Source organism: Nodularia harveyana UHCC-0300, assembly GCF_034931085.1.
GTDB lineage: Bacteria > Cyanobacteriota > Cyanobacteriia > Cyanobacteriales > Nostocaceae > Nodularia > Nodularia harveyana.
Genome location: NZ_JAYGHG010000006.1, coordinates 112,584 through 133,575, shown reverse-complemented (window position 1 = coordinate 133,575; position 20,992 = coordinate 112,584). Strand labels below are relative to the sequence as shown.

General features: G+C 38.2%; 17 protein-coding genes. 11 read left to right on the top strand and 6 right to left on the bottom strand.

All coding sequences use genetic code 11. From position 1 onward, the window contains the following. Positions 1-67: 67 nt before the first annotated feature. The 5 genes from VB620_RS06295 to uvrC all read left to right on the top strand — a co-directional run bounded on the left by VB620_RS06295 (position 68) and on the right by uvrC (position 5,750). A complete protein-coding gene (locus VB620_RS06295; RefSeq protein ID WP_323195288.1) occupies positions 68-847 on the top strand; it encodes a PspA/IM30 family protein in 780 nt (259 codons plus the stop codon). A 188-nt stretch (positions 848-1,035) separates the two neighbouring features. Next, entirely contained in the window at positions 1,036-1,371 is a 336-nt protein-coding gene (locus VB620_RS06290; protein ID WP_323195287.1) for a thioredoxin family protein, read from the top strand. Positions 1,372-1,426: 55 nt separating this feature from the next. Next, complete coding sequence (locus VB620_RS06285) at positions 1,427-2,620, top strand: LL-diaminopimelate aminotransferase (RefSeq protein WP_323195286.1); 1,194 nt, start codon at positions 1,427-1,429, stop codon at positions 2,618-2,620. 217 nt (positions 2,621-2,837) lie between these two features. Continuing rightward, positions 2,838-3,725, top strand: a complete 888-nt coding sequence (locus tag VB620_RS06280) for an NF038130 family PEP-CTERM protein (protein ID WP_323195285.1) — start codon at positions 2,838-2,840, stop codon at positions 3,723-3,725. Between the two features lie 147 nt (positions 3,726-3,872). After that, a complete protein-coding gene (uvrC, locus tag VB620_RS06275) occupies positions 3,873-5,750 on the top strand; it encodes an excinuclease ABC subunit UvrC (protein WP_323195284.1) in 1,878 nt (625 codons plus the stop codon). A 12-nt stretch (positions 5,751-5,762) separates the two neighbouring features. Here the strand turns inward: uvrC and VB620_RS06270 are convergent, their stop codons facing one another. From VB620_RS06270 to VB620_RS06260, 3 genes are all read right to left on the bottom strand, one after another. Beyond that, positions 5,763-6,872 (bottom strand): hypothetical protein, encoded by a 1,110-nt coding sequence (locus tag VB620_RS06270; RefSeq protein ID WP_323195283.1) that lies wholly within the window; start codon positions 6,870-6,872, stop codon positions 5,763-5,765. Positions 6,873-6,897: 25 nt separating this feature from the next. After that, a complete protein-coding gene (locus VB620_RS06265) occupies positions 6,898-7,899 on the bottom strand; it encodes a DNA cytosine methyltransferase (RefSeq protein WP_323195282.1) in 1,002 nt (333 codons plus the stop codon). A gap of 305 nt (positions 7,900-8,204) precedes the next feature. Continuing rightward, a complete protein-coding gene (locus VB620_RS06260; RefSeq protein ID WP_323195281.1) occupies positions 8,205-9,065 on the bottom strand; it encodes a PD-(D/E)XK nuclease family protein in 861 nt (286 codons plus the stop codon). Positions 9,066-9,171: 106 nt separating this feature from the next. Here VB620_RS06260 and VB620_RS06255 point away from each other — a divergent pair, with 106 nt between their 5' ends. From VB620_RS06255 to VB620_RS06235, 5 genes are all read left to right on the top strand, one after another. After that, positions 9,172-10,602, top strand: coding sequence for a phosphoglucomutase/phosphomannomutase family protein (locus VB620_RS06255; protein WP_323195280.1), 1,431 nt, complete (start codon positions 9,172-9,174; stop codon positions 10,600-10,602). Positions 10,603-10,670: 68 nt separating this feature from the next. Then, positions 10,671-10,946 carry a LapA family protein gene (locus tag VB620_RS06250; RefSeq protein WP_323195329.1) on the top strand — a complete coding sequence of 92 codons (276 nt, stop codon included), beginning with the start codon at positions 10,671-10,673 and terminating at the stop codon, positions 10,944-10,946. Between the two features lie 283 nt (positions 10,947-11,229). Continuing rightward, positions 11,230-11,454: a DUF433 domain-containing protein gene (locus tag VB620_RS06245; RefSeq protein WP_323195279.1), complete on the top strand. Its 225-nt coding sequence runs from the start codon at positions 11,230-11,232 to the stop codon at positions 11,452-11,454. Beyond that, positions 11,451-11,783: a DUF5615 family PIN-like protein gene (locus tag VB620_RS06240; protein ID WP_323195278.1), complete on the top strand. Its 333-nt coding sequence runs from the start codon at positions 11,451-11,453 to the stop codon at positions 11,781-11,783. The genes VB620_RS06245 and VB620_RS06240 overlap by 4 nt, the downstream gene beginning before the upstream one ends. Before the next feature lie 97 nt (positions 11,784-11,880). Further along, complete coding sequence (locus tag VB620_RS06235; RefSeq protein ID WP_323195277.1) at positions 11,881-16,422, top strand: GAF domain-containing protein; 4,542 nt, start codon at positions 11,881-11,883, stop codon at positions 16,420-16,422. Positions 16,423-16,635: 213 nt separating this feature from the next. On the opposite strand, the gene VB620_RS06230 is transcribed toward VB620_RS06235, so the two are convergent. Continuing rightward, a complete protein-coding gene (locus tag VB620_RS06230; protein ID WP_323195276.1) occupies positions 16,636-17,052 on the bottom strand; it encodes an ATP-binding protein in 417 nt (138 codons plus the stop codon). A gap of 187 nt (positions 17,053-17,239) precedes the next feature. Here VB620_RS06230 and VB620_RS06225 point away from each other — a divergent pair, with 187 nt between their 5' ends. Continuing rightward, positions 17,240-18,400, top strand: coding sequence for a SpoIIE family protein phosphatase (locus VB620_RS06225; protein ID WP_323195275.1), 1,161 nt, complete (start codon positions 17,240-17,242; stop codon positions 18,398-18,400). A gap of 90 nt (positions 18,401-18,490) precedes the next feature. Here VB620_RS06225 and VB620_RS06220 read toward each other — a convergent pair whose 3' ends face one another. Then, the gene (locus VB620_RS06220) at positions 18,491-18,817 is read right to left on the bottom strand and encodes an STAS domain-containing protein (RefSeq protein ID WP_323195274.1); all 327 of its coding nucleotides are present in this window, start codon (positions 18,815-18,817) and stop codon (positions 18,491-18,493) included. A gap of 96 nt (positions 18,818-18,913) precedes the next feature. After that, a complete protein-coding gene (locus VB620_RS06215; protein WP_323195273.1) occupies positions 18,914-20,917 on the bottom strand; it encodes a glycosyltransferase family 2 protein in 2,004 nt (667 codons plus the stop codon). Positions 20,918-20,992: the final 75 nt, after the last annotated feature.

Sequence of the window (20,992 nt, the reverse complement as noted above, 5' to 3'; positions counted from 1 at the left end):
CCTTTTAAATAATAAAAAAGCGCACTTTCTCACAAAGCCCGTAAACTCTAGAAGGAAAACCGTAATTATGGGATTATTTGATCGAATTAGACGAGTAGTCAGTTCTAACCTCAACGACTTGGTTAATAAGGCTGAAGATCCGGAAAAAATGCTAGAGCAAGCCATCCTGGAAATGCAGGAAGACTTGGTGCAGTTGCGTCAGGGTGTGGCTCAGGCGATCGCCGCTCAAAAACGCACGGAGAAACAGTATAATGATGCCCAAAATGAAATCAACAAATGGCAACGTAACGCCCAACTAGCATTACAAAAGGGCGATGAGAGCCTAGCCAGACAAGCCCTAGAACGCAAAAAAAGTTTTAGTGATACTGGAATGGCGCTGAAAACCAGCCTTGACCAACAAAGTACTCAAACTGAAACCCTTAAGCGCAACTTAATCCAGCTAGAAAGCAAGATTTCCGAAGCCAAGACCAAAAAAGAAATGCTTAAAGCTCGGATTACCTCCGCCAAAGCCCAAGAGCAATTGGAAGGTATGGTGAGGGGATTGAATAGCAGCAGCGCTATGTCCGCATTTGAGCGCATGGAAGAAAAAGTCATGATGCAAGAAGCCCGCGCCCAAGCTGGTGCAGAGTTGGCTGGTGCAGACTTAGAAACCCAATTCGCTCAGTTAGAAAGTAGCGATGTTGATGACGAATTAGCAGCGTTAAAGGCAGGAATGCTATCCCCTGCGCCCGAACCCCAAGCAGCCCTACCTCCACAACCAGAAACCAACACCACCACACCGAATACATCTCCTGAACCAGTTGATTCTGAGCTAGAAGCCCTACGCAAGGAATTAGATCAACTGTAATTTTAGGCAGTAATCGGCGCAAAATCTGGTTTGTTACTGAGTGTGTCCCACAACCAACAGGTGTGGGATTTTACATTTTGTCGAGGTTAATTAAGCTCTATGCCTTGGTACGCTAACAGCAGTCAGCCTTTTTAGGGTAAAGTATTCTGTGTGTGAACTTTGATTAATGCCAGCTAATGGAGACCGCAATGAGTAAGGGTGTAATCACTATAACTGATAGTGAATTTGAAACCGAAGTATTAAAAGCCGAACAGCCTGTGTTGCTGTACTTTTGGGCTTCCTGGTGTGGCCCTTGTCAGTTGATGTCGCCATTCATTAACCTAGCGGCTACCAAATATGGCGATCGCCTGAAAGTTGTGAAAATAGAAGTCGATCCCAACCCCATGACGGTGAAACAGTATCAAGTAGAAGGAGTACCAGCCCTGAGACTTGTTCAAGGAGACCAAGTATTAGCATCCGCAGAAGGTGTGATTGGCAAAGAAAAATTACTCAGCTTCTTAGATACACACTTAAGTAGTAATTAGTCAATAGTAGCTGAGGAATTACTCAGGAAGCCTAGCCGAAGAGCTAATAACTAATATGCAGTTTGCGAAACGTTTACAACCCCTACAATCCAATGTCTTTGCTGATATGGACAAGGCTAAGGCTGAGGCTTTATCAGCAGGACGACAGTTAATTGATCTGTCTTTGGGGTCTTCAGATTTACCAGCCCAACCCCACGTCATTGCAGCAATGGCGGAATCTCTCCATGATCCTAGTACCCACGGTTACTTACTGTTTCATGGTACTCAGGGATTTCGCCAAGCCGCAGCTAGCTGGTATAAACAGAAATTTGGCATCGCAGTAGACCCAGAAACTGAAGTCTTACCCCTGATTGGTTCCCAGGAAGGTACAGCCCATTTACCTTTAGCACTGCTGAACCCAGGGGATTTTGCCCTGTTGCTTGATCCTGGTTATCCCTCCCACGCCGGGGGAGTTTATTTGGCTAGTGGTCAAATATACTCAATGCCCCTGCGGGCGGAAAACAATTTTTTACCAGTATTTGCTGAGATTCCTGGGGATGTTTTGGCTCAATCACGAATGATGGTATTGAGCTATCCTCATAATCCCACGGCGGCGATCGCTCCTTTGTCTTTTTTCCAAGAAGCCGTGGCCTTTTGTCAGCAGCATAATATCGCCTTAGTTCACGATTTCCCCTATGTCGATTTGGTATTTGGAGAAACTGGGGATATCGTTCCTTCTGTGCTGCAAGCTGACCCAGATAAAAGCACCTCTATTGAATTTTTTACCCTTTCCAAATCTTATAATATGGGTGGCTTCCGTATCGGTTACGCCATCGGTAACGCCCAATTAATTCAAGCTTTACGCCAAGTCAAAGCAGCCGTGGATTTTAATCAGTATAAAGGAATTTTGAACGGTGCGATCGCCGCCCTCACTGGTCCTCAAACTGGAGTCACCGCAGCAGTTGCTACCTTCCGTAAACGGCGTGATGCTTTTATCACCGCCTTACATGAAATCGGTTGGCAAGTTCCCACCCCTCCAGGCACAATGTACATTTGGGCTAAATTACCCTCACCTTGGGATAAAAACTCTGTGGAGTTTTGTACTCAGTTAGTCAAACAAACAGGTGTCGCGGCTTCCCCCGGTGCTGGTTTTGGGAAATGCGGAGAAGGATATGTCCGCTTTGCTTTAGTCCATGAACCACCTTTATTAGAAACTGCTGTACAAAGAATTGCCGAGTTCTTGTACCCGAATGATACAAAAACCTCGTAATAATTTTACAAACAATCTACAGAAACTTTACCTAATTAAGTTTGCGGTTTTTTATACTGGTTGTATATGAAAAGCTACTAAATCTAGCTCCTACCTATAAGGGTTGTTTCTACAAGCAGCAGAATTTTTAAACACTTTCAGCCTGTAGTCCAGCCCCATCGGAGTTATCAGGGTCATCAGTAACAATCCATACTACAAACCAGATGGAGAATTGTTGATGAACAAGAGTTTTGCTACATTGATCATGGGAAGTGCAATGGCTGTTAGTGTTAGTGCGATCGCTACTAGCCCAACACAAGCTGCTACTCTCACAAATATTACTATTGGCGGCACTAACCCAACCGATTATTTCGTTTATGATGCCAACAATGTAAATACCTTTATAGTGGACAGCACACTAGCAAACGTGGCAAAAGTCCTGGAAAATGCCAGTGCTGCCAATCCTACAGGTAATGTAGAGTTAGCTGCTAGTAGTGAAACACCAGGTTTTGATTTCACCAAAAATACTACCTTGGAAGGGACAATTAATGGTAGGAATCTTATTATCAGTAGTTTAACTGAGACTGACTGGACTGATACTTACAAAGATACAGGTTTATCCTTTGGTCAGTTTTGGTTTAATCAGGCCTTATCAGCCAATGGTTTTGCTAATTTAGTTGGGACACCCATTGGTCAGGCTTTATTTAACAATTTTGTCGATAATGGAGGTTATAAACGCTTCAGTGATCCTAATATCGCCTATGTCACCCAAGAAGACCTCAATAGCCCCATTAAAATTGGGCTAGCAGGTGTACTTAATGCTCGTGATCTATTATTTAGCACTGTACCTCCTGAGTTCCAGCCACTATTGGCTGGAGTAGATACCATACAAGCCAGTGAAATCTACAGATACACCTATGAAGGACAAACAGATTTACAGTTCAGTTTTGTAGCTGTACCTTCAGGTTTAGTTACACTTGATGGTACTATGTCACAGGATGGTATTTATGACCCAGAGATCATCGTTGGTGTACCGGCCACAGTCCCCGAACCTTCAGTAATTTTTGGTATGCTGGGTGTTGCTGGTATTTTTGCTGCACAACGCAAATTGAAAAACAGTATTTAGTTAAAGCTGGGATTATTTGCAAAAAATAGTAAAGTAAAGGAGCTAAATGCTCTTTTTTTTTGAGAAATAATTGGGGGAATCAACACAAAAAGTTGATTTTTCTTAAAATAAGGATAGGTAAATTTGTAAGATTACCTAAGTTATATTGTGACAATATCTCCTCGAACATTACCACTGATTAAAGACCCAGAACGTCTAGAAAATCGTCTCGCGGAAATTCCGCCGGAACCCGGAGTTTATTTCATGCGGGATAGTACAGATCGCATTATATATATAGGTAAATCAAAAAAATTGCGATCGCGTGTCCGTTCCTACTTCCAAGATAGCAATCACAAAAGCCATCGCATCGCCACAATGGTTCAACAGGTGACAGACATTGAGTTTATTGTCACTGACACAGAAGCCGAAGCATTAGCCCTAGAAGCCAACTTAATTAAGCAGCATCAGCCATATTTTAACGTCTTACTCAAAGATGATAAAAAATATCCCTACGTTTGTATAACTTGGTCAGAAGACTATCCGCGCCTGTTCATCACCAGGAAACGCCTATTAGGTAAAGCCAAGGATAAATTTTACGGACCATATACAGATACAGGTTTATTAAGAGAAATATTACACATATCTAAACGCATCTTTGCATTACGCCAACGACCGCAACCATTGTTTAAAGACCGTCCTTGCTTGAATTATGACATAGGTCGCTGTCCTGGTGTGTGTCAGCAGCTAATTTCACCAGCAGAATACCGCCAAACTGTGCAGAAAGTCGCAATGGTATTTCAAGGAAGAACTCAGGAATTAATAGATATTCTCACAGATCAAATGCAAAACGCAGCCCAGGAGTTAAACTTTGAATTAGCGGCGCGGGTTCGTGACCAAATATCTGGGTTAAAATCCTTAACGGCTGACCAAAAAGTTTCCCTCCCGGATGATACAGTTTCGCGGGATGCTTTAGCACTAGCAAAAGACAAAGAACGGGCTTGTATTCAATTATTTCAGATTCGGGCTGGGCAATTAGTCGGACGTTTAGGATTTATCGCCGATAGTCAGGCTGAACCTGGAGCAATTCTACAACGAGTTTTAGAATCACACTATCAAACTGCCGATGCAGTGGAAATCCCCACAGAGATTTTAGTACAGTATGAGTTACCAGATGCCGAAATATTGGCAGATGTCTTGAGTCAACGCAAGGGTAGAAAAGTCACAATTTTAGCTCCCCAGCGCCAAACTAAGGCAGAATTGATCGAGATGGTAGAGCGAAATGCTGAGTATGAATTGCAAAGAATGCAAAAACTCCAGAATCGCAACCATGAAGCATTGCAAGATTTAACCACTATTCTGGATTTACCCGATTTACCCCACAGAATCGAAGGTTATGATATTTCTCACATTCAGGGTTCTAATGCTGTCGCTTCCCAAGTTGTGTTTATTGATGGTTTACCCGGTAAACAGCACTATCGCCACTATAAAATTAAAAATCCCACAGTCACCACCGGACATTCCGATGATTTTGCTAGTTTAGCGGAAGTTATCCAGAGGCGGTTTCGCAAGTATAGCGAAGATCCAGAATTAACCAGGGTGGGAAATGTTGACTGGCCGGATTTAATTATGATTGATGGCGGTAAGGGTCAGTTATCTGCGGTGGTGGGTGTTTTGCAGGAGATGAATTTATTAGCAGATTTGCGGGTTGTGAGTTTAGCGAAGCAGCGAGAAGAGATTTTTTTACCGGGAGAAACCCAACCTTTAGAAACTGACGCAGAACAACCAGGAGTGCAGTTATTACGCAGGTTAAGAGATGAAGCCCATCGATTTGCTGTGAGTTTCCATCGTCAGCAGCGTAGTGATAATTTCAAGCGATCGCGTTTAGATGAAATTCCGGGTTTAGGACATCATCGTCAAAAGCAGCTTTTAGGGCATTTTCGCTCCGTCGATTATATCAGACAAGCCACACCAGCACAACTAGCAGAGGTTCCAGGGATTGGGACAAGATTAGCCCAAGAAATTTACGATTATTTCCATCCCAATTGAGTAGTTTAAATTTCATTGATTCATTAATTTAGCTAGAATTTCATTCCATTTATCTTTGTGAATTTTTTGCATTTCCTTATCCGACTCTATCAATTGTGAATATAAATCAATAAAATCCGTGATAGACATGATTAACCTCAAATAATATTTAATTGTCGGAATAATCCCATTAATAATTACTTGGCATCCATGCTCTGATGAAATTTCCTTAATAAGTTCATTAATCTGATCCACTTCTAGTTGATTAACATCCTTTGAGGCAAAAATGTAGTATCTTCGGGGATTATGTTTGATAATTTTATTTTTTGCCTGGTAAACCATTTGTAGAGTGATTTCTTGTCCATATTTAATTTCTATAGCTTCAATAAGCTGATCATTTTTATCAATAATTTCAATATCTCCAGCAGTGTTAGAAGTTCTGTCAGAAGCCGTATGACTTCCTAATTTTCTCAGTATGCAGGAATTATATCTAGATATTTCCTGAACTAAAATTTGATAAATAGCATAAAAAGCAATAACAGGTAACTTTGAGCCACCATCAGTTTTATATTTATAATTAAAATGCTCATCTAAAGCATTTACTAAACTTTTTAAGTCTAATTTTTCTGGATTACTTAATTTAATTATTTCTACCAAATTATTATCCTTAGCCGATTTTACCAATTTCAGAAGCAATTTTAAAATATTTTCTGCTTGTTCAGGATGTATCTGTACAAAATCAATAATATTGAGAAATGCTAATTTTAGAGACTTAGGAGTAATATTTCCTTCATAATTTAAAGTATAAGGGTAAGGTTGTTCTAAAGAACGAGTTAACCAACCACTTTCAGCCATTGCAGGTAAACCTAACTCTGTTAATGTAGGAGTAATATATTTTGTATCTATAGTTCTTCCTGAAAAACCGCCTGGTAGATCAACTTGATGGTATCTAATATCTTGAGATGGATATAAAATCTTATGTACTAAAAGAGTAATTAGTACCGTATATACGGCTTTTCTAGCAAAGCATTTATTACTAATCTCTACAATATAGTCTTGATATTTATGTGGTAATTGAATTTGATTGATTTCTAATTCAGATAGACTTTGATAAGTCTGTATGAGTTTTTCTTTATGATTCATTTTTAATGAAATATAATATTTATCCTTAAATATCTTGATATGAAAAAATTTGTTTTTTAATTTGATTCGCCAGTTCATAGATTACTGGTATAGATACAGAGTTACCTATTTGTTTATAGCACTCTGCTAAATTTCTATGGGTTTTGAAATTTTCAGGAAAACCCATAATTTTATAACACTCTCTAAGTGTTAATTTACGGACTGCATTTTCTTCAGGTATATAAATAAAAAATCGTCCTGAAGTCTCTTGAGAAGGTATTGTTGGATGTACTCCTTCTATAGAATAAATTCGATTTGGTTGATGATGAACCCGTGATAAATGTTCTGTGTTTGGTCTAACACCTGTTTTCCAAATACTTTTATTTCGATATCCTACAAAAATCAAACCTGATGATTGCTGTTTAGGGTTATCTATCATCGTGTATTCTGTAGTATTGAGGTATTCAAATTTTCCTGAAGTACACAAAAATTCTCTCAATTTAGGAACTATTTCAGATTTTGTCAGGCTATCAAAATTAAATTTTCTGGTTTTTGTCGCCACAAATATTACTCTTTCTCTATTTTGTGGTAGTCCAAAATCTCTAGAGTTAACTATTTCGTAATTAACTAAATAACCCATATCTTCTAAAGAATAGAGTATTACTTCTAATGTTCTACCTTGGTCGTGATGTAATATGTGCTTAACATTTTCTAGAATAACTACTGGAGGATGAATATGCTCAATAATTTCGCAAATATGAAAAAATAAAGTACCCCTAGTATCATGAAAACCTTTTCTATGTCCGCAAATACTAAAAGGTTGACAAGGAAAGCCAGCCGTTAATACATCAAAATAAGGTAGATTGTTTAAATCAATTTTTCTAATATCAGATTCGGTCTTGTCTCCGAAATTATTAAAATAAACCTCTTGACACGCCTTATCAATCTCGCAAGAGAATACACACTGATATTCAGCTTTTTCAAAAGCTAATCTAAAACCTCCAATACCAGCAAATAAATCAGCAAACTTTAATTTTAATTCCTCCATAAAAATTAACTACTAACACACTATTGAAACATCCAGGCTATACATCATACCAAACTCTAAGCATTTTTTATATGATTTTCAGTCAGATCAAAATATTCCGTATTATTTTGGTAAATATTTTTACTTATACGTAAATGTTGACATTTTTAACCTTGACAAGACTACCTTATATCAGGGTATAAAGTTTCGTAACAGGATTCAACACTTTTGATCTCAGGTAGGACGATAAATTTAGGTGAAAATCAAGACAATACAGCGAATTGTAGGTTCATGAGGTACAAAAACAAATGATTAAACAGGAGTAATTAGCTATTTTTAAGTCTATTCCCTATTCCCGGTAATGGGCGTGAATTAGGTGGTTTTTGGGAAAACTTACAAATACTATTAAATGGGCAAAAATGGCAGTGTTTACCAGGATTTGGTGGAAAAATTTGACTAAAATTACTGGTTTTTTCGTGATATTTTTGTAAATCTTTTTGATGCTTGTGGGCAATATTGGCTAAATGTAATTTTAAAGTTTCTAATTCCCGATTATTAATCCTAATTAATTCTGATCCTTGAGACATTTCTAAATTATAAAATGATGCTACAGCTTTGATGCCAGGATAAAGATAACGCGCCGCTAGTAAATAAACTAATGCTTGTCTGCGGTCAAAGGCAGATTTCCCAGTTTTAAAATCTAAAATGTGCAAAGTGCGGTCAGCTTCCCGAAAAATACAGTCCATAGCTGCATATAAACGGAAGTTAACATCTTGATTTTGGACAAAAATTGGTTTGGGAAAGCCTTCATCCCCCGGTGTTAATTGGATAATATGTTTATTTAAAAGTAAAGGGGACTTATGATATTTTTGCAAAATTTGCCGCACTCGGTGTTGTACTTTCTGAGTTGAGGTGTTTAACTTGAGAAGTTTAGCAACTTGGTCTACACCGTCTGGTTGTTTTAATAAATGTCTATGACGATGAAACTCATAAATGCCTTTTTGGGCGAGGATACCAATTCTCTGGGGTGGAGTAGCTTTACCTAACAACGCTTTCACTTGTGGTTCGTGTTGACGTGCTTTAATAAACCCCCTTCTCATCTGGCAATGCCAATGTTCTTTTCCTGCGGCTGGGGCGACTAAAGACCAAAGGTGATAACTGGCAAAAGGTCGATATAAAATTGACATTGCTCAATATCAGTGAGAAAAAATACGTTGAGGGAGACTTGCGGCTACGCACGCTTTAGGGGAAGCTTCCTATAGTATTGAAGTTATCCGGGAGAAAATAGTAAACATGAGCGCTAGTAGCAATTCCAGCAAGATAAAATTTGGTACTGATGGTTGGAGAGGAATCATAGCTGATGATTTTACTTTCCCTAATGTCCGGAAAGTCACCAGGGCGATCGCAAGTTACCTCGAAACAGCCTACACAAAAGATAGACCAGTTCTGATTGCCTACGATACTAGGTTTTTAGCTGACCAGTTCGCCCAAACAGCAGCTGAGGTCTTGGCAGACTTGGGTTGGACTGTGAAAATTACTAATCGGGATTGTCCGACACCTGTAATTGCCTACAATGCCCGGCTATTAAATTCCGCAGGGGCTTTGATGTTTACCGCTAGCCATAATCCAGCACCTTACTGTGGGATTAAATATATCCCTGATTATGCCGGACCTGCCACCCCGGAAATTACTGATACGATTGTGGCAAACATTGAGAGTGCATCGGATGCACTGCCTAGCACTAGTCCTGTTGATAAAATTTCCATATTTGATCCCAAACCAGAGTATATGAAATTCATCTACACCCTATTGGATGTAGAACGGATCAAGAGTGCGAATTTAAAGGTAAAGTACGATGCTCTCTATTCTACCTCTCGCGGCTATTTAGATGAAGTTTTGGAAGAGTGCGGCTGTGAAGTAGAAAGTTTTAACACTAAGCGCGATGTGCTATTTGGCGGTGGAATGCCTGAACCCAAGGGAGAACAACTGGTGGGGTTAGTGGAGGCAGTCAAAGCCGATCAAGCTGATTTAGGCTTGGCTACAGATGGTGATAGCGATCGCTTTGGGGTAGTGGATGAATTAGGAAATGTTCTCACCCCTAATACTGTGCTGCTATTGTTAGCACGCCATTTAATTAAAAACAAAGGTAAAAGTGGCGCAATCGTCAGAACTGTGGCGACAACTCACCTCTTGGATAATTTCGCTGCTAAACATAACTTGCCAATTTATGAAACAGCCGTTGGTTTTAAATACATTGGTCAGAAAATGCGGGAAACTACCGTATTAATTGGCGGTGAAGAATCAGGCGGTTTAAGTGTCATTGGTCATATTCCCGAAAAAGATGGCATTTTGGCGGATATGCTGGTGGCTGAAGCGATCGCCTATGAAGGTAAACCCCTAAGTCAATTGGTGCAAGAAGCGATCGCCGAAGCTGATGGACCGCTTTACAATAACCGTCTGGATTTACACCTGACAGAAGCACACAAAACGGCTGTCATCGACTCCTTTACTAACAATCCCCCCGCAGAGGTAGCAGGGATTAAAGTTAAAGAAGTGGGACGCAAAGATGGGATTAAATTGTATTTAGAAGAAGGTAGCTGGATTTTACTGCGTCCTTCCGGTACAGAACCCCTAGTGCGCGTTTACATGGAAACCAATTCCTCTGAGAAACTCGCCAAAGTTGCTCAAGAAATGGAAAATTCCATAGGTAAACTCAAAGCATAAGAACATCTGATCTCAACCCCTCTCGTAACTCAGAGAGGGGATAATTCTTCCCCATTCCCTATTCTATGATTAAAACTTTTATTCCTATTTTAATATCTTTAATACTGGCTCTTTGGGTAATTGCGATCGCCATCATCTCAGTTCAAAATGCTACACCTGTATCTTTAAAATTCCTCACATTTCAATCAATTCAAATCCCAGTCGGTTTAATGCTAGCCTTTTGTGCCGGTATCGGTTTAATCGCCATGGCCATCATCCAACCTCTCTGGCGGATTGCCGATTCTGGGGATAAACCGACATTTGACGACGATGCTGAGTTTTTTGTGGATGATGAGGATTTTTAGATAAATTAAGTAAAATTTGCAGTATATTTGATTGATGTGGAAAAGTATACATTAATATTCGATGATCAGACTAAAATTTTTGAAAATTATCTCTACAAATATCATCAAAAAGGAGAATTATCCACGTCGTTAAATATGACCCATCTATTATTCAAGCCATAGTAGAGCAATCATATTGATTGAAATTAGTTCAATAACAAGTGATATTATTGAAGTAGTTCAAGACTTTGCTGATAGAGAAATTTCTCGCTAGAGTAGAAGAATAAGTCTAGCTTTAAACGAAATGCAGTATAAAAACATTATTACTATTGAAGCAGGAAAACGAAGTGGTAAACCTTGTATCAGAGGAATGCGAATTACTGTATATGACGTTTTATCTTATCTTGCATCTGGCATGACGAACGAGGAAATACTGAATGATTTTCCTTATTTGACACAAGAAGATATTTTGGCTTGCCTCAGCTATGCAGCAGATAGAGAAAAGCAAATGCTGACAATGCCAGCATGAAGTTACTTTTTGACCATAATTTATCACCTCGGTTAGTAGATCGACTGGCTAATCTTTACCCCAACTCTCTGCATCTTTTTTTCTTAGGCTTGGATCAAGCAGATGATCTAGTTGTATGGAAGTATGCGCGACAAGGTGGATTTACTGTTGTAACGAGAGATGCTGATTTTAATGAGTTAAGCATTTTGCGAGGATTTCCACCTAAAGTCGTCTGGATTCGTCGTGGAAATTGTTCAACAAATCAGATTGAAGACATTTTGCGATCGCATTTAGAGGATATCCAAGCCTTTGAAAAAAATGTAAATTTGGGAGTTTTAACGCTGTATTAAAAAATAGCTCATATTAATTCATTTTTCTGAAATACTGAATTTTGTGTATCATGATGAATATCAATAGATACCATCTGATTAACTTCCCATCACACCCATGAAAGCACCATTACCTGATGACGAAGCCGAGAGAATTGAGGCACTTTTAGAGTATAAAGTCCTTGATACTCAACCTGAAGAGTCTTTTGATCAACTGACTCGTTTAGCTTCGTATATTTGCGGTACACCCATCGCCTTGGTGAGTTTGATTGATACTAATCGTCAATGGTTTAAATCTAAAGTGGGTTTAGACGCATTAGAAACCCACCGTGATCTAGCTTTTTGCGCTCATGCAATTTTGCAAAAAGATGTTTTTATTGTTCCTGATGCTAGCACTGATGAACGATTTGCCACTAACCCATTAGTCACCTCAGATCCTAATATCCGGTTTTATGCGGGCGTACCTTTGACCAATGTTGAAGGACACAGTTTGGGAACCCTTTGTGTCATTGACCAAGTACCACGAGATCTCACCGAGGAACAAATAGATTCTTTACGCATTTTAGGTAATCAAGTTATTAAGGAACTGGAACTACGACGGAATATAACCAGTTTATTACTTGTTAATCAGGAGCGTCAAAAATCAAAGAAATCCCGGGTTAATTTTTTTAAAAAGATTGGTGGCGGATTGGGGTTAGCATCAGCCATTCTCATCCTCATTGGTTTTATTTCCTATCAGAATACAAAAACCTATCTGCGAATTAGTGACCAACAGCAAGAAACTTTAGAAAAAATCAATATTCAGGAAAAAATAGTTTCCCTGATGACAGATGCGGAAACAGCACAGCGTGGTTATATTCTCACAGGTAATCCGTCTTATTTAGAACCTTATCAATGGGCAGTTCCTCGGGTTGCTGAACAGCTTGAAAGATTTAAAAAATTAACAGTCAATGAACCAGATGAACAAAGCAAAATTCCCCCTTTAGAAACCTTAATAGTACAAAGGTTTGCAGCAATTCAGGCAAATATTGAGTTAAGGGAAAAGCAGGGATTTGATGTCACTTTGGAGGTAATCCAGACTAATCAAGGTAAAAAACTCATGGATAATATCCGCGAGTTGGTTACTGAAATACAGCAATTAGAAGAACAACAGCTACAAGAACAGTCTTTAGCCGCAAGCATCAGCAGACGTAATAGCATTATCACAATAGCGATCGCCATTTGTTTATGTTTTCTGATTTTGGCTGTTGTCTACTACCAAATTTATCAAGAAGTTACTGAGCGCACACGTACAGAGGAATTATTAAAAAAAGAACGTAACTTTATTGCAGCTATAGTAGATACAGCCTCTGTTTTAGTCATAGCTCTGGATACACAAGGAAGAATTATTAGCTTTAATAAAGCTTGTGAGCAAACAACAGGTTACTCATTTAATGAGGTGAGTAATAGACATTTTTGGGACTTACTTTTAATTCCCGAAGAAATGGAAACAGTTAAAGCTACCTTCGAGCAAGTAGGTCATGGTCAGGAATTAAAAGGCTACGAAAATTACTGGTTAACAAAAGATGGTAATCGGCGCTTAATTGCTTGGAATAATGCTAACCTCAAGGACGAGCAAGGGAAAGTTGAGTATATTATTGGCACTGGAATTGATATCACCGATCGCAAGCAAGCAGAAAAACATTTAGCAGCTCAATATGCCACTAGCAAAGCTTTAGCAAAATCTGTCACCATTGAGAAAGCTACACAACGTATTTTGTCAGGTATCTGCCAGAGTTTAGCATGGGATTGGGGTGAAATTTGGATGCTAGATCAGCAAGCAAATGTTTTGCGCTGTCTGGATATTTGGTATGGAGTAGACCCGGAACTAGAACAGTTTGAAATAACTACCAGAAAAACTATTTTTCCGATAGGAATAGGATTACCAGGGCGTGTATTTGCTAGTGGCGAACCTATATGGATCACTGATGTCTGTGCTGATGAAAGTTTTCTGAGAATGGACGTTGCGGCTCAAGTGGGATTACACGCCGCCTTTGGTTTTCCCATTCGTAGTGGCAACATTACGATAGGTGTGATGACTTTTTTCACCAAGAAGATTCAGACACAAGATGCAGATTTGCTAAACATTGTGATCTCTATTGGTAATCAAGTCGGTCAGTTTATCAAACGGAAGGAAGCCGAAGAAGAAGTATCTCAGCAAAACTTGCGATCGCAATTATTAGCTGATGTCACTTTGAAAATTCGGGAATCTTTACAAATAGATGAAATCCTGCAAACTAGTGTGGAAGAAGTCCAAAAATTATTGCAAGCAGACAGGGTACTGATCTCGCAACTAGAATCCGATAATTCTTTAACATCTATGAAAGAAGCTGTAATTCCTGGCTTATCTGTGATTATCGGTCAAAATATTATTGACACCTGTTTAACAGATGATCATCTCCAAAAATACTATCAAGGAGAAATCGGCATTATTCATAATATAGAAGAAGCTGAAATTGAGCCTTGCCATAAAGAATTACTGGAAAACTTTCAGGTGAAAGCTAATCTGATTATCCCGATTTTCCTAGAAGATAAACTTTGGGGATTTGTCATTACCCACCAGTGTAATTATCCCCGAAAATGGAAAGATTGGGAAATTGAACTTTTGCGATCGCTTGCTGATCAAATAGGTATTGCTTTAGCTAAAGGTAAGTTATTAGAAGAAGAACAAATCCAGAGAAAAGAATTAGAAATTGCCCGCGAGCGAGCCGAACTAGCTTCTCAAGCCAAAAGCGCCTTTTTAGCCAATATGAGTCATGAAATTCGCACCCCCATGAATGCAGTTTTGGGAATGACTGGCTTATTATTAGACACTGATTTAAATCCAGAACAGCGCGATTTTGCCGAGACAATTCGCATTAGTGGCGATGCTCTTTTATCCCTAATTAATGAAATTTTAGATTTGTCAAAACTAGAAGCCGGAGAAATGATTCTGGAAAATTTAGATTTTGACTTATCTATCTGTGTAGACGAAGTTTTAGAATTATTAGCACCCCAAGCCCATAAACGAGGATTAGAAATTGCTGGCTTTATTCATCGCCATGTCCCCATTTATCTCCAAGGTGATGCTAGTCGGCTGCGACAAATTTTAATGAACTTAGTTGGTAATGGCATCAAATTTACCAGTAGAGGAGAAATTATCGTCAGAGCCGAAATGCAAACTCAAACCTCAAATACAGCTAAAATCAAATTTTCCGTCACAGATACAGGTAACGGTATTTCCTCCGAAAATCAAAGTAAACTATTTAAGCCATTCACCCAGGTAGATGCTTCCATTACTCGCAAGTACGGTGGTACAGGTTTGGGACTCGCTATTTGTCACCAGTTAGTTAATTTGATGGGTGGAAAAATAGGAGTGAACAGTGAGCTAGGAAAAGGATCTGAATTTTGGTTTGAACTAACTTTCACTAAGCAGTCTCAGACTATTTCTCCTGCACAAAACTGCGAAATTCTCACCCATCGGCGCTTGTTAGTGGTGGATGATAATGCTACCAACCGTAAAATTATCTATCATCAAGCTACCCGTTGGGGAATGGAGGTGGACACAGCCGCCAGTGCTGCTGAAGCCCTCAATACTTTACAAACTGCTGCTGAAAAAGGAATACTTTATGATCTAGCTTTGATTGATATGCAAATGCCGGAGGTAGATGGTTTAACTCTGGGAACACAAATTAAAGCAAATTCTCTCATTGCCGATATTCCCATAATTATGTTGACTTCTACTAATCAAAGAGAAGAAGTTCAAAAAGCCCTAACTATAGGATTTGACAGTTATTTAGTCAAACCTGTTAAAGCATCTCGGCTACTGGATATAATTATGAATATCTTGGCAGAGCAACCAAATCCTAGTAAAATTCAGCAAACAACTATTCGGGAAACTGCTGTTACTGAATCCAAATTGAGAATTTTGATAGCAGAAGATAATCTAGTAAATCAAAAAGTTGCCCTGAAGCAACTGCAAAATTTAGGTTATAAAGCTGATATTGCTGGTAATGGTCAGGAAGTTTTACAGCTACTAGAAACAGTGACCTATGATTTAATTCTCATGGATTATCAAATGCCTATTTTAGATGGTTTAGAAACCACCAAAAAAATTCGTTCTCATCTTATTCAGCAACCCGTAATAATTGCTATGACAGCTAATGCTATGAAAGAAGATGAACAACAATGTCTAGATGCTGGTATGAATGATTATTTGAGTAAACCAGTAAAAAAAGACAAATTGGCAGCCATACTAAAACATTGGAGCCAAGTAATATGTACACCAAATATTGAGATTGAGCTAGAAATTGATTGGGAACATCTACATCAACTCTCGGAAAATAATCAAGAATTTGAATGGGAATTATTACAAATATTTGTTGAAGATAGCCAATTACATTTAGAAGCCAGCCAAACTGCAATTGCTACCAATAATTTTCTACAACTGGCGCGAGAAGCACATCATCTTAAAGGTTCCAGCGCCAACATCGGAGCTATATCTATGCAAAAAGGGGCAGAAAAGTTAGAGATAATGAGTCATGAACATGAATGCAGTGGTGCAAATGAATTAATAGTAGAATTAGCAGAATTTCTCGAAAAAATTACCGCTTTTTTAGCAGCAAATGACCTTAAGAAATAACTGTGAAATCATTTTAGATTTTCTTTAGTGGGTGTATTTCAACAAAAGCAATAATCTTAGGCGATTGGATAACCCGAAGGTTCCTAGTCCACATTCTGATTAAGTCAGGACTTACGCAACAATTGCCAAAAATCTTGATTTATCTAACCGCCAAGAACGCCAAGAAAACGTAGATTATGCGTAAGTCTTATAAGTCTCGTAAATACCCAAAAATTAATACTTGATTTTAAATAACAGACAATAACGATGATCCTCTGTGGGATGATAAGTAAATTCGTCTGCTATTGATGACATGATTTTTAAACCCCTTCCTCTTTCTTGAAAATTATCTACTAGTTCAGGTTTAGTTCGTAATTCCTCTTCCACATCAAATGCTTCACCCAAAGACCAGATGCGAATCTCTATCTGGTCAGACAACCGCACAACTTCTAAGTCAATGGGAGTTTCTACAGGTAGATTTTTGTGTGCGTGTTCCACAATATTCGTAAATCCTTCAATCAACAATGTTTGGCATTTCCACCAGATACTTTGGTCAATCAGAGGAGGTTGATTTATTGGCTCTAACCATGATAATACTTCAGATGTATAATTGAGGTCTGTCTTAACTGTTAGATGAATTTTTTTATTCATACTTCAGTTGTAAAATATTGTAATTTTTGTTCTGGGTTGAAAACCATAGCTAACTTTTATAGGTAGATTATTTATAAGGATGAAATTAATTTCATCAAATTGATTAGAAGAGAGAAAAATTTTAGAAAATAACAATGAAATATTCATTTATTCATATTTGATAAACATTACCTGTTAGCATAAAACTATGTTCAAAATACTGATTATTGATGATGATCCTATAGTACGTCTAGCTCTCAAAAGAACCTTGCAAAATCAGGGGTATGAGACGACTGTAGCCAGCAATGGGAAAGAAGGAATTACACAGGCAAAAATATTACATCCGGCTTTGATTATTTGTGATTGGGTGATGTCAGAAATAGATGGATTAGAGGTTTGTCGTCAAGTTAAGAAAGATCCCAATTTAGCGACAACTTTTTTTATTTTGCTGACTGCTAAGGGCGCAGCACCAGGAGAAGAAGGGGAGCGCGTTAAAGGGTTAGATGCTGGCGCTGATGAATTTGTTTCTAAGCCCATTGAAATGAATGAATTGAAGGCGCGGGTAAGAGCAGGATTAAGGTTACACCAACTCAATCAGGATTTAAAAAATCAACAGCTAGCTTTGAAGAAGCTAAACGAAAATTTAGAAGCAGAGTTAGCTGAAGCTGCTGAGTATGTGCGATCGCTCTTACCATCACCTCTTATCGGTACTGTCACTACGGAGGCTTTGTTTGTCCCCTCGGCGCAGTTAGGGGGAGATTGCTTTGATTATTACTGGATTGATAGTGATAATTTGGCTCTTTATCTTTTAGATGTTTCTGGACATGGGGTGGGTTCAGCCCTACTTTCTATGTCTGTATTGAATGTTTTGCGATCGCAATCTCTACCCAATACTAATTTTAGTCATCCCAGTGAAGTTTTAAAAGCCCTTAATCATAGTTTTCAAATGACGAATCATGGTAACAAGTATTTTACAATTTTCTATGCAGTTTTCAATCGTCTTGAACAGCGATTAATTTATGCTAATGCTGGACATCCACCCGCTCTACTGCTAGGTAAAGATGCTACAGATATCAAAATGCTAAATTCTTTAGATTTGCCCATTGGTTTTATCTCTGATATTGATTTTGCCGTGAATACTGTAGACATTGCCAAAGATAGCACCTTATACTTATTTAGTGACGGCGCTTATGAAGTGCTACAACCAAATGGTCAAATTTGGGGCTTAGATGCTTTTATCAACTTATTAATCCACTGTAATTATACCAGTAAATGTCATCTTCAGGAAATATTAGCACAGATTAAAAGTCTCAATCACTGTACTAATTTTGATGATGATTTATCTCTACTTAAAATTACCTTTAGTTAGAGAATAATTTTCTTACCTTCCTTTTGAGTTAGAGATTCTACAGAGAGAATACTATTCTCATCTCTACCCCCAATGGGTGAGACAAATAAATTATTGTGTTGCTAAAACTTGAGTATTAAATTCATCTCTATTAGCAAAAACTTTAAAAAGTCTATCCATTTTTGTTAATTCAAAAATCATCTTTACCTGAGCATTAACTGAGCAAATAAACAATTCACCATTCTCTTGTTTTACAGCTTGCATAGAGGCAACTAAAGCGCCTAAACCTGAACTATCAATAAAATTGACATTTTCAAAGTCAATTAACACAATATCAGCACCTGTGGAGATCAGGTAAGTAATTTCACGGCGGATTTCATTGCCATTAATTGCATTTAAAATTCCTGAAGGTTCAATAACCTTGACTGTGGGATTCATAGAGTTTACCTTTAAATTCAGTTATTAGATATAATCTAATTTTTACATTCGATTTCTCAAAAAGCAAGCTTTATGAAGCTTTATTAATTACTTACGTCAAACCGAGGAATTAGGTTTTGGTTGCCAAATAGCGGCATTAATGATTGCCCAAATTAATGATAAGTTATAGAAAGCCCAAGCACCATTTAGCAAATAAACCCAAGGATTATCTAAAGCCCCAGTTGCAAACCGCAACAGACTCCAAATCATCCCTAAAATAGTCAGGCTAAAGACAACTAACTGAGGCCAAATCAGCCGGAGATATATTCCTGATTGGCGCTGCTTGGGTGTAACTTGGAATTTGATTGGCCGTCCTGAAAGTACACTCCATACCGCTTGGATTAATAAAGGAAATAAGGCGATCGCATATTGTTCTGAACGCCATACTTCCCTCGCAGGAATCCCCCAACTAGCGGCGAGAAATGTCAAGCGATTGATGATAAAAGCGGGTAAGAAGTGTAAAGCAAAATCAGGTCCAAATGTTTTCACTGGGATAATTCCTGTGAAAAAATAGATGATGGGACACATTATCAATATAAAAGTTGCAAACCCGGAAAAATAGCTATACATGGTTTGGAAATATTGCAACTTTTGCCAAAAGCTGAGTCCCATTTTTGTCAGAGGATTTTCTCTCACTAATACTTGTATAGTTCCTTGCGCCCAACGTAATCTCTGTTTTAATGTAGAACTTAAATCATCAGGTGCTAAACCTTCCGCTAACAATTCATGGTGATAAATAGATTTCCAGCCAGCACCATGTAAGCGCATAGCTGTATTCATATCCTCAGTAATACTGTTGCTGGATACACCACCAATTAACTCAAATTCATCTAAACGCTTTTCGTCTTTGGCGTATTCGTCAGCAAAATATTGTAATCCTACACTAATTAATGCTTCTCTTCTTAATACTGCATTTGTTCCTGTGTAGAAAGCTGAATTCATCCCATCTTTACCCTGTTGTAGCGGTCCATAAAATAAATTGGCGCGATGACCAAAAGGATCTCCTGGGGGAATATTATAAAAATCTTGGGGTGTTTGGACAAAAGCAATTTTGTTTGATTCGTAGTTTCCTGTAAATAAATTGTAAGTGTAAAAATATGGTAAAACTCGCTTGATAAATTGGGGTTTAGGAATATGATCTGCATCTAGAGTCAAGATAAAGTCCCCTACAGTTTCCCCAGAAAAAATTGCATAATTTAGATTACCTGCTTTCGCATGATGTGCTATTCCTGATTTTTTAGGTCTAGCAATATAGCGTAAACGAGGAAGATCAGCTAGTTCTGACTCTTTTTGGGAAATGGCTGATTGTAATCGGTGTTGCTCTATAGTTAAACGTTTTTGTATAGTATTATTAGCATCACTATTACTTATATGCGGCAGATTTAACCATAAAATAAATTGTCGCAGAGTGTTTAAAAATTTTGTAGAGTTATCGGTTAAATCAGAATAGTTTTGTAACCATTCTTCAGCAGCTTTCACATCTGGTTCCAAATTATTTAATTTTTCAAGATGCTCTACTAGAGTAGAACGTTCAGCATCAATTCGGCTAGCTTCTTGTTGTAATAATGGTGATTGTAAATCTTCAATACATAATCTCTCTGACATAATTCGCATTTGCTCAGAATTACCATCATCGAGGATATAAACGCGTAACTTGATGGTAGGATAATCCATTGCCAAAGCATCTCTCGCTGTTACTTCGACAATTTCTGGTGGTTCGTTGTAGCAGGTCACAAATACATCTACACTCGGCCACTCAGAGGTAGGTATGGCTGGTGCTAGTTGGTCTAGGGATTTAGTTTGTCTGACTAGCGGCCGCCAAAGTCCAATGACAAACATCACTCCGCCACAATAACTATAAATTTCTGCTAATAATAAGGGAATAGAAAGCCACAGTGCATCGAAGTTAATGGAATTACCAATACGCCAATGCAAATACCAAGCCCCAAAAATTAAATTTATTTCTGCTAAATAGCGAAACAGTAGCGTTCTTTTTTTGAGTGTAGAACGACTATTACCAAAAGATTTTTCTACTTCATTCATCATAGAAAGTGAAGACATATTGCACCTGAAATAAAACTAACAAGTTAACTGTTTGCTGTTTATCACTTGCTCAATTTATCTTATGAAGATAAC